The following is a 10,436-nucleotide window of genomic DNA, read 5'->3' as shown; positions in this document are numbered from 1 at the left end:
CAGATCCTTGATCACCTGAAGCACAAAGCCGAAACCAGCGGGACCAGGGCGTTACCCGAAAGCCGGGCGCCACCGGCTGAGCTGCTCCTGGGTCTGTTTGACTGACGAGCCTGAAGGCCAACGATACCAATCAAAATGCTGCGTTCACAGCGCCGCGGCAGGGATCCGCCGTGCTGGTTGTCGGAAAAGGAGCCGCTAGTGGGAAAGAGGAGGGTAAATTTTCAGCGTTGCTGGCTCCCCGTCAGCCGGATTGGGTTGCATCGCAGGGGTGTCGAAAGAGTCAACTGCGGTCCAAAGCTGTTGGACTTGGGTGAAAAGGGCGTTTATTCTTCCTATACGTTACGTATATTCCAAGCGATAAGCACAAGGGCCAGCCTATACCGCCACTGAGGACGCGGCCATCCCCGCATCAGCGCTCGGGCACCTGAAGGCGGAACCACAGGGCGTACAGAGCCGGCACAAACAACAGGGTAATCGCCGTGCCCACGGCGATGCCGCCGATCAGCACGTAGGCCAACGGCCCCCAGAAGCTGTCCAGGGTCAGGGGCACAAAGGCGAATACCGCGGCCAGCGCGGTCAACACTACCGGCCTGGCGCGCTGCACCGCCGCCTCGATCACCGCGGTGGCCGCCTCCAGCCCTGCCTCCAGATTGTCCTGCACCTGCTGGGTGAGGATCATCGTGTTGCGCATGAGAATGCCGGACAGGCCGATCAGCCCGAGCAGGGCATTGATCCCGAAGGGCTGGTCGAACAGCACCATGGCGGCTACCGCTCCCACGAGCCCCAGGGGCGCCGTGGCCACCACGATAAACAGCCCCGAAAAAGAGCGCATCTGCAGCATGATGAGAATCAGCGTCAGGATCACCATCACCGGCTGCATTGCCTGGATCGAGCCTTCCCCCTTGGCCGAGCTCTCGATACTTCCCCCCAGTTCCATGTGGTAGTCGAGGGGCAGCTGGCTGCGGAAACTCTCCAGCTGCTGCCAGATGGCCATCTGCACCGCCGGCGCCTGGGCGCCGCGCACATCCGCCTGCACCGCCAGCACCCGCTGCCGGTTGTGGCGTTTGATCACCGGGTCCTCAAACTCCACGCTCAGCTCACCCAGCTGAATCAACGGCAGCTTGTCGCCGGACTGGTTGCGTATTTCCAGGTGCTCCAGGTCGGGCAGAGTATCGCGCCGTGCCCGTGCTCGCAGCTCTACTGTGCGGACATCCCGGCGCAGTTCATCGATCGGCAGGCCGTCCAGCTGGAACTGCACCTGCCTGGCGACCTCGCTGGGTGTCAGGCCCATCAGGCGCAGTCGCTCGCTGTCCATTTTGAGCCGCACCACCGGCACCCTCTCGTCCCAGTCCAGGTGGGTGCCCGTGGTGTTCGGATGCGCGTCGACCCGTGCACTGACCTCCCGCGCCAGCTCCCTCAGGACCAGGGGGTCGGGACCAAGTATGCGGAAGGTAACTGGCCAGACCACGGGTGGGCCGTAGAACAGACGAGTCAGTCGAATACGGGCCTCGGGAAATTCGCCGGCATCCACGTGGGTCCGCAGGGTCTTCAGGATATGATCACGCCCATCGGCATCCTCGCCAATGGCGATAATCTTGGCAAATGCGGGGTTCGGCTGCTCCGGGTTGGCCGAGAGGAAAAAGCGGGGAGCCCCGGCGCCCACATAGGAGGACAGGCTGCGCACCTCGGGCATGTCCTCGAGGACAGCCTCCAGGCGCTGCACCACGCGGTCGGTCACACCGATCGCACTGCCCTGGGGCAGGTAGATTTCCACCAGGGCCTCGGGCCTGTCCGAGGCGGGAAAGAACTGCTTCTGTACCACGGTATTCATGCCCACCACACCCAGCGCCAGCAGAGCGACGGTCACCGCCACCACGCTCTTGCGGTGGCGAACGCAGGCTAGGATCAGCCCGCGCAGGCAACGGTAGAGTGGCGTCTGGTAGGCGTCCTCACCGTGCCCCTGACTGTGCAGGTCCGGCAACAGCTTCACGCCGAGCCAGGGGGTGAAGGTCACCGCCACCAGCCAGGACACCAGCAGGGAGAAGGCCATGACCCAGAAGATATTTCCCGCGTACTCACCGACGCCGGAGCGGGCAAAACCGATCGGCACGAAGCCCACCACCGTGACCAGGGTACCGAAGAGCATCGGCGCCGCGGTAACGTTCCAGGCATGGGTGGCCGCCTGGACCCGGTCCCAGCCGGCCTCCATCTTCACAATCATCATTTCGATGGCAATGATGGCGTCGTCCACCAGCAGGCCAAGGGCGATAATCAAGGCCCCCAGGGTGATTCGGTCGAGGTTGATCCCGGCCAGTTTCATCAACAGGAAGGCCAGCCCCAGGGTCACCGGTATGGCGATCCCCACGATCAGGCCAGCTCGCAGGCCGATGGAAAGAATGCTCACCGCCATCACTACGGCCACCGCGACCAGGAACTTCACCTGGAACAGGTCCACCGCCGCCCGGATCATGTCGGTCTGGTTGGTCAGGGTATGCAGGGTCATGCCCAGGGGCAGACGGCCGCGCTCGCGCTCCAGGAAGGCGGATAACTCCGCCCCAAAATCCAGCCCGTTCTCACCCTCGCGCATGACCACACCCAGCAGAATGGCATCCTCCCCGTGTGCCCTGACCAGGTAACTTGGCGGGTCCTCGTAACCGGAGTGGACGGTCGCGAGGTTCCCCAGGCGCAGCAGTCGATCACCAATGGCGACGGGGACCGCCTCCAGCGCACCGCGGGCGGAGAGGTCCGAGTCGATACGCAGGTAGGTTCGCGGCCCCTCGCGGTCGATGAAACCGGCGGGGGCCAGCTGGTTGTGCGCCGCGATGGCATCAAAAATCACTTCGGGGCGAACCCCAAGGTTGGCCAGACGCGCCGGATCGAACTCCACGAAAACCCGCTCGCTGCGCTCACCTAGGAGCAGCACCTTGCGCGTGCCGTCCAGGCGCTGCAAGCGGTCACGGATAGCCTCCGCCTCGCGGGTCAGGTCGGCCATCGGCAGGCCCGGTGCAGTCAGCGCCAGTAGCGAGAAGTAGACGTCGGAGAAATCATCGTTGACGATCGGGCCAATCACCCCCTCAGGCAGGTTCGGCGCCTCGTCCCACATCCGCTTGCGCACTTCATAGAAGAGGTCGGGCACCGCTTCACTGGGCGTATAGTCCTCGAACTCCACCTGCAGATCGACACGCCCCGGACGAATCACTGTTTCGATGCGATAGAGGTCCTCGACCTCCTGGATGCGCTGCTCCAGACGGTCGGCCACCTGCTCCTCAATCTCTTCCGGGGTCGCCCCCGGCCACAGGGCGGAGACCACCATGATGCGCACGGTAAAACTCGGGTCCTCGGCGCGCCCCAGCGTCGTGAAGGCATAGACCCCGGCCACTACTGACAGCAGCAAAAAGAACAGCGTGAGGGCACGCTCGCGCACCGCCAGGGCAGAGAGATTGGGGAAACTCATTGCCTGCGCTCCCGCACCGCCTGGCCGGGTTCCAGCAGATGGGTGCCGAGCCGGATCACCGGCGTGCCGGCGGGCAGATCCACCGCCACCAGCACACGATCGTCGCGCAAACCGGCGATCGATACCGACACCGGGTGCGCCTCACCGTCGCGCAAGGTCCAGATGCGGGGACCCTCCCCACGTTCATCCAGCGCGGAGAACGGCAGGGCAAAGCGCTGCGAACTGCCGGTTTCGTGGAGATCAACCTGAACCACAACCCCAAGCGGCAAACTCTCGTCGCTGTCATCCAGCTGGTAGCGCGCGCGCCAGGTACGACTCGCCGGGTCCGCAGAGCCCGCCACTTCACGCAGGTGTATCGCGCGGGGCGGCTGGTCGCGCCAGCGAACCGTGCCCTGAACCGGAGCCGGCCCCACGTCGGGGAGGAACACCTCAATCTCGCGCTCGCCCCGTTGGGCCAGCAGAGCGACCGGCTCGCCCGCCGCCACAACCTGACCGGGCTCGCCACTGACCTCGATCAGCACCCCGCCCTGCGCCAGTCGCAAATCGGCATATTCGCGCTGATGGCGGGCACTGGCGAGACTGGCGGCAGCCGCGTCCACCCGGCTGCGGGCATCCTGCTCCGCCAGGCGAAAGCGCGCCAGGCTCTGGGCACTGACAAAATTCTGCGCCACCAGTTGTTCCTGACGCGAGAGTTCACTGACGGCCGTCTCCCGTGCCGCCCTGGCTGCAGCCAGTTCCGCCTCGGCAATGCGCAGCGCCTGGTCGAAATCCCGCGGGTCGAGGCGAAACAAAACCTGGCCAGGCGTCACCTTCTCCCCCGCATTGGCCCGGCGCTGCAGGATGCGCCCGCCAACCTGGAAGGCGAGTGGCGTTTCAAACCGCGCCCGCACGGTGCCGGAAAGCTGCAGGCGCTGATCCGAGGTCGCCCTCAGGGGCACCGTCAAAACCCAGTGGGCCGCGGGCGCCTGGGCCTGATTACCGGTATCCTCGCCACAGGCAGCCAGGGTAAACGCCGCCAGAATGGCGACCAGCCTTGCTCGCAACATGAAAGGTGATCCATCCGCCAATTTAGTGTACGGTATCGTACAGTAATTAAGAGGTACGCACCAGTGTCAAGCAAGCAGGCCAAAGCCGCACCGTCCTCTACCGCGAGCAACGCCCGGCCCGGGCGACCGCCCGACCCGGCCAAGCAACGCGCCATTCTCGACGCCGCGCGGTCACTGCTGTTCCAGGGGGGCCCGGGTGAGCTCTCCATGGAGGCCGTAGCGCGCCGGGCGGGTGTCTCGAAGGTGACGATCTACGCCCGCTATGCCAATCGCGAAGCCCTGCTCGACGCCGTAATTGGCGACCAGGCCAACAGCCTGATGGACAGCCTCAATCTGCAACCGGAAGACGCCTCCAGTGCCCGCAAGGCGCTGTGCAGCTTCGGCCAACAGCTGCTGAGCTTCGTCCTCGGTGAGGAGCACCAGGGCTTCCTGCGCCTGGTACTGGCCAGCCCCGCTTCTTCCCAGGCGATCCTGGCGCGTATCTACCGCTCGGGACCGGAAGCCACTCACGCGCAGCTGGAACACTGGATGACCCGGGCCGATGCCGCCGGCCTGCTGCGCATACCGGACCCGCCACAAAGCACGGAGCTGTTGATTGGCATGCTGCTGGGACTGGAGTTGATCCGGCTACTCTACGGCCAGCCGGCAAAATTCACGGGCGAGTCCCTGGAAACGCATGTCGAGCAGGTGGTGGACCGCTTCCTCAGCCTGCACGGGACCTGATGGCTCCGGCGCCATGCCTGCGCGCCACAACGCCTGCCCTGGTCTATCCTGTAGCGGCAAGCCCACAAGCAGGAGATGATGCGGTGAACCAACCAGAAACCGTCCTGTGGTTCGACACCCTTGACCTCTCGTGCCTGCCGCAAGTCGGTGGCAAGAACGCCAGCCTGGGGGAAATGTACCAGCGCCTGAGCGAGGAAGGGATCCGGGTCCCCTTCGGTTTTGCCACCACGGCGCAGGCCTTCCGCGACTACCTGGCGGACAACCGGCTGGAGGCCCCCATCCGCGAGGCTGTGGCTGCCATGCGTCGAGGCAGCCAATCGCTCGAAGCCACCGGCGGAGCCATCCGCGAGCTGATCCGCAGGGGGAATTTTTCCAACCGCCAGCGCACCCTGATCACGGGCGCCTACCGCGAACTCTGTGAGCGCCTGCAGACCCCCTCCCTGGCTGTCGCCGTGCGCAGCTCCGCCACCGCGGAAGACCTGCCCGAGGCTTCCTTTGCCGGACAACAGGAGAGCTTCCTCAATGTCCGCGGCGAGGAGGCCCTTCTGCAGGCCTGCCGCGAATGCTACGCCTCCCTCTACACCGATCGCGCCATTGCCTACCGGGAAGAGCGAGGCTTCGAACACGAACAGGTCGCCCTGTCCGTCGGTGTCCAGCAGATGGTGGAATCCGCCGCGGCGGGCGTGATGTTCACCCTGGATACCGAGAGCGGCTTTCCCGACGTGGTGCTCATCAGTGCTGCCTGGGGCTTGGGGGAAACCGTCGTGAAGGGTTCGGTCAATCCCGACCGCTACATGGCCTACAAGCCCTTCCTCGAGGAGCGCGCACTGAGCCCCGTGATTGAAGCGAGCGTGGGCAGCAAGCTGGTGAAAATGCGCTATGCGCTACCGGAGGATAGCCAGCCCTCGGATGCCGACGATGATCAGGGGCCCACTGTCACCGTCCCTACCAGCACGGCAGAACAACGCAGCCGGGTGCTGGATGACGTAGCGGTCCTGCACCTGGCCCGCTGGGGAGCCAGAATCGAGGCGCACTACGGGCGGCCCATGGATATCGAGTGGGCCCGGGACAGCGACGGGCAGCTGTTCATTGTTCAGGCCCGGCCGGAAACCATAGAATCGCAGAAGGACCGCAGCGTCCTGGTGAGCTATCACCTGAAGGAAAAAGGTCGGGTGCTGCTTGAGGGGGCAGCCGTGGGCAGTGCCATCGCCGGCGGGCCGGTCTGCGTGGTGGACCGGCCGGGCGATGTCGATGCCTTTCCCGAGGGTGCCATCCTGGTCACCGAGCGCACCGACCCGGACTGGGTACCCATCATGCGCTATGCTTGGTATGTATTCAAACAAAAGAATCAACCTCGCAATCTTCGCATGTTCTGTCGTGGTATTCGTGCTCTCGTTTTGGCTGGTGCGCAGCCAGGTCACTGTGTCAGGATCTAGCTACATGCGAGCAATGATTCCGCACCACTCCATCGCAGTTATGACTTCGGAGCGTGCGCAGATTCGCGACCCCCGCGTGCGTAAGCTTGCCGACGAAATTATTGGAGCCCAGCGGCGCGAGATCGCCGAAATGCGCTACCTGATCGCTGATGTCTCGGCCGGTAATGTTGTTGAAAGGATATACGAAGATCCTCCTGCTAAAGTGGGAACGGTGGGCGATGCATTAAGCAACACGTTGATCTCCACGCTCGACCCGTCTCCCATGCTCCGGTCCGAAGCCAATCAAATTCTTGAGACAGGACCACGCTGCACTTTTAATCGCAGTCCGGAAACTGATCCGATCCTGTGGGCGGCACAGGGAGGCAACGCCGGTGCCATGAAACTGAACGGTGTGCTCTTGTCGCTGGAAGCGAGTGGTGAAACCGATTCAGGCGGATTTGCATTTAAGGCACGCGGAACCAGCATTACAGTTAATCCGCTGAATGATGAGGCGGACTGGCGGTCCGATGCGGAGTTAGTTTTTTCTCTCGATAAAGGGTTGAAGGTTGGTTACCGCGGGTTCTGGTCTTGCGAGACATGACAAGCGCTCAAGGCTGTCAGAAAACGTGAATTTGAGAAAATAGGAGAAAACCATGGCAAATGATGCGAACGCCAGAAAGGCCGAAATTTACCGAATGGTGATGCCGGATCATCTCTGTCCTTATGGGCTCAAGTCTGTCGATCTGCTGAAGCACGAAGGGTTTGATGTCGAGGATCATCACCTTGAGACGCAGGACCAGACCGAGGCTTTTAAGCAGAAGCATGGTGTCGACACGACGCCCCAAACCTGGATTGACGGAAAGCGGATTGGAGGCTACGACGAACTGCGCGAGTACTTCGGCCAAGAGGTGCCGGACGAAGATGAGACCAGCTACAAGCCGGTAATCGCAATTTTCGCTGTTGGTTTCCTAATGGCGCTGGCTTTCAGTTGGGTAGCCTTTGGTACCTTCATGATAGTGAGAACACTCGAATGGTTCATTGCCATCTCAATGACGCTTTTGGCAGTACAGAAGTTGCAGGATGTGGAAAGCTTCTCAACAATGTTTTTGAATTACGACCTGCTGGCCCGTCGTTGGGTACGTTACGGTTATATCTATCCTTTCGGCGAAGCTCTAGCTGGTATTCTGATGATCGCCGGAGCTCTCATGTGGATTGCGGTGCCGGTGGCGTTGTTTATCGGGACTGTCGGTGCGGTGTCGGTATTCAAGGCAGTGTATATCGATAAGCGCGAACTAAAGTGCGCCTGTGTCGGCGGCAACTCGAATGTTCCCCTGGGCTTCGTGTCGCTGACTGAAAATTTGATGATGATGGTGATGGCGATCTGGATGCCGGTCCGAATGTGGGTGCTAGGCTGGTAGTGTTCATGAGAGATAACAACGCGGCTTATTTTTAGCTTTCCTATTCGGGAAGGACAGCTGGGTTGTAAATGGGTTCAGTTAAGCAAAGTGTATGAATATTCTCAATACTCCAGTGTTGGGAAACCATTCAGTCAATGAGTCAATCTCTTCTTAGGTAAATGATGGTTGTTCAAGGTTCTTGATTTCGAATACTAGCGAGCCGAGCCTGTCACCCGCATGACTAAACAATGACAAAGTTGTAATCTGGCCGTCATCTTCTTGTGGGTTAGTCGAGCTTAGGCTGTTTCCAAACCCATTCTGAAAACTACGGGGCAGGGCAACGATGCGGCTATTGGTGGTCGAAGACGAAATCAAAACTGGCGATTATTTACAGCAGGGGCTGACCGAGGCAGGCTTTATGGTCACGCTCGCGCGCAATGGCCTCGACGGCCATCATTTGGCGATGACCGAAACTTTTGATTTACTGGTGCTGGACGTCATGCTGCCGGACGTCGACGGCTGGCGGATCGTGCAGTCGTTGCGCGAGGCTGGCCGTCAGACGCCAGTGCTGTTCCTAACCGCCCGCGACAGCGTGGATGACCGCGTTAAAGGCCTTGAATTGGGGGCTGATGATTACCTGGTCAAGCCCTTCGCTTTTGCCGAACTGCTGGCCCGGGTGCGCACTCTGTTGCGCCGCAGTGCGGTGCCGGTGATGACGGATCAGATCAGGGTCGCCGACCTCACCCTGGATTTGCCGCGGCACCGGGCCACGCGCGCCGGTCGCAGGATCAATCTCAGCCACAAGGAGTTTTGCCTGCTGGAACTGTTGGTCCGGCGGCAGGGTGAAGTATTACCGCGCTCCTTGATCGCCTCCCAGGTATGGGACATGAACTTCGATTCCGACACCAATGTGATTGATGTGGCCATACGGCGCCTAAGAGCAAAAATCGATGACGATTTTGAGCCCAAGCTGATTCACACCGTGCGTGGCATGGGTTACAAGCTGGAGGTTGAAGACGACCATGACGAAGGTTAGCCTCGTCCGGAGACGACCACTGTCACTCAACAGCCGGGTGATGCTGTTTGTCGCGATGGCTATCGGTTTCAGTTTACTGATGATCGGTTATCTCGTGCTGAATGAAGTAGAGCGCCATTTTGCTGAACAGGATGCCGACGAGTTGGTGGTGATTACTCGTGCTGTTGAAGACGCTCTACAATCGGCGAAAGATCAGGACTCGGCACCGGAGGGCGCCCTTGCGCGAGCTGTTTCTGGTCACCATGGTGTCTACTTTCAAGTGTGGGATGATGCGGGACGTTTGGTCTATGGTCCTGAGGAGGGTGGACCTTCGCCACAAGAAAACACCTATTCTCCTGTGAGCCGTATTCAGGTAGACAATCTTTATACCTGGCAAACTGATGGCAAAACCTACCGTGGCACTATCACGCATACCCGCATTGAAGACCAGAATTATCGCATCGTTGCTGCTATCGATATGGATTTCCATATCCACTTTCTGGAAAATTTTCGGCGCAGTTTGTGGATGATTATGGTGCTGGCAGGCGCGGTGACTCTCTTGGCGGCCTGGTATGGCGTGCACCAGGGGCACGCGCCCTTGCGCGAGCTGAGTGCGACAATGAGTGATATTCAGGCGGATCGCCTTCATGTGCGTCTAGACCCTAACACCGTTCCCCGGGAACTGCAAAACCTTGTCTGTTCCTTTAATCATATGATTGGCCGCTTGGAAGACAGCTTCGTTCGACTATCCTATTTCTCCGCCGATATTGCCCATGAATTGCGCACGCCTTTGACCAACCTGATCACCCAGACCCAGGTGGGTTTGGGTAAGTCCAGAAGCCTGGAAGAATATCGCGAACTGCTCTACTCGAATCTTGAAGAACAGGAGCGCCTGACCAAAATGGTCAACGACATGCTCTGGCTGGCCCAGAGCGAACACGGCCTGCTCAAGCCTGTCTGGGAACCGCTGGATCTGGCTCGGGAAGTGCGCGAGCTGTTCGATTTTTTCGAGGCCCTGGCGGAGGAAAAGCACATCCAATTGGTGTTGGAAGGAAAGGCACCGATTATACAAGGTGACCGCGCTATGCTGCGTCGCGCATTGTCCAATCTGCTGTCCAATGCAATACGCCACACACCAGTGGGAAGAAGTGTGCTGATCCGTCTGGATTCATCGGGCGAGGGTAGGGCGTTACTCAGCGTACAGAATCCGGGGCCAGAAATTCCAGCCGAGCATTTGCTCAGGATTTTCGACCGGTTTTACCGGGTCGATCCTTCCCGGCAACGCCAAAGCGAAGGTGCTGGCTTGGGGCTGGCTATCGTCAAGTCCATAGTCGAGGCCCATGAAGGAAACATCGCGGTGATCTCCGAACGCGGCGTCACGCGCTT

8 protein-coding genes are annotated in these 10,436 nt (G+C 60.7%); 6 read left to right on the top strand and 2 right to left on the bottom strand.

Annotation, left to right across the window (positions count from 1 at the left end):
* Window positions 1–409: 409 nt before the first annotated feature.
* Both G533_RS0118495 and G533_RS0118490 read right to left on the bottom strand, forming a co-directional pair.
* Window positions 410–3,454, bottom strand: coding sequence for an efflux RND transporter permease subunit (locus G533_RS0118495; protein WP_027951213.1), 3,045 nt, complete (start codon window positions 3,452–3,454; stop codon window positions 410–412).
* Window positions 3,451–4,500 carry an efflux RND transporter periplasmic adaptor subunit gene (locus G533_RS0118490; protein ID WP_008250648.1) on the bottom strand — a complete coding sequence of 350 codons (1,050 nt, stop codon included), beginning with the start codon at window positions 4,498–4,500 and terminating at the stop codon, window positions 3,451–3,453. The genes G533_RS0118495 and G533_RS0118490 overlap by 4 nt, the downstream gene beginning before the upstream one ends.
* 63 nt (window positions 4,501–4,563) lie before the next feature.
* Between G533_RS0118490 and G533_RS22855 the strand changes: the two genes are divergently transcribed.
* From G533_RS22855 to G533_RS0118460, 6 genes are all read left to right on the top strand, one after another.
* A complete protein-coding gene (locus tag G533_RS22855; RefSeq protein ID WP_008250649.1) occupies window positions 4,564–5,223 on the top strand; it encodes a TetR/AcrR family transcriptional regulator in 660 nt (219 codons plus the stop codon).
* A gap of 83 nt (window positions 5,224–5,306) precedes the next feature.
* Window positions 5,307–6,659, top strand: a complete 1,353-nt coding sequence (locus G533_RS25185; RefSeq protein ID WP_240472467.1) for a PEP/pyruvate-binding domain-containing protein — start codon at window positions 5,307–5,309, stop codon at window positions 6,657–6,659.
* A gap of 4 nt (window positions 6,660–6,663) precedes the next feature.
* Entirely contained in the window at window positions 6,664–7,239 is a 576-nt protein-coding gene (locus G533_RS22845; RefSeq protein WP_239547938.1) for a DUF305 domain-containing protein, read from the top strand.
* A 52-nt stretch (window positions 7,240–7,291) separates the two neighbouring features.
* Window positions 7,292–8,056, top strand: a complete 765-nt coding sequence (locus G533_RS0118470) for a MauE/DoxX family redox-associated membrane protein (protein ID WP_027951212.1) — start codon at window positions 7,292–7,294, stop codon at window positions 8,054–8,056.
* Window positions 8,057–8,378: 322 nt separating this feature from the next.
* Window positions 8,379–9,071: a heavy metal response regulator transcription factor gene (locus tag G533_RS0118465; protein ID WP_008250617.1), complete on the top strand. Its 693-nt coding sequence runs from the start codon at window positions 8,379–8,381 to the stop codon at window positions 9,069–9,071.
* Window positions 9,072–9,111: 40 nt separating this feature from the next.
* The coding region (locus tag G533_RS0118460; protein ID WP_027951204.1) for a heavy metal sensor histidine kinase at window positions 9,112–10,436 on the top strand (1,325 nt) is incomplete at its 3' end.

This window comes from Haliea salexigens DSM 19537 (assembly GCF_000423125.1).
GTDB lineage: Bacteria > Pseudomonadota > Gammaproteobacteria > Pseudomonadales > Halieaceae > Haliea > Haliea salexigens.
Note: the sequence above shows the minus strand (reverse complement) of the source record. Positions and strands in the feature narration are given on the sequence as shown.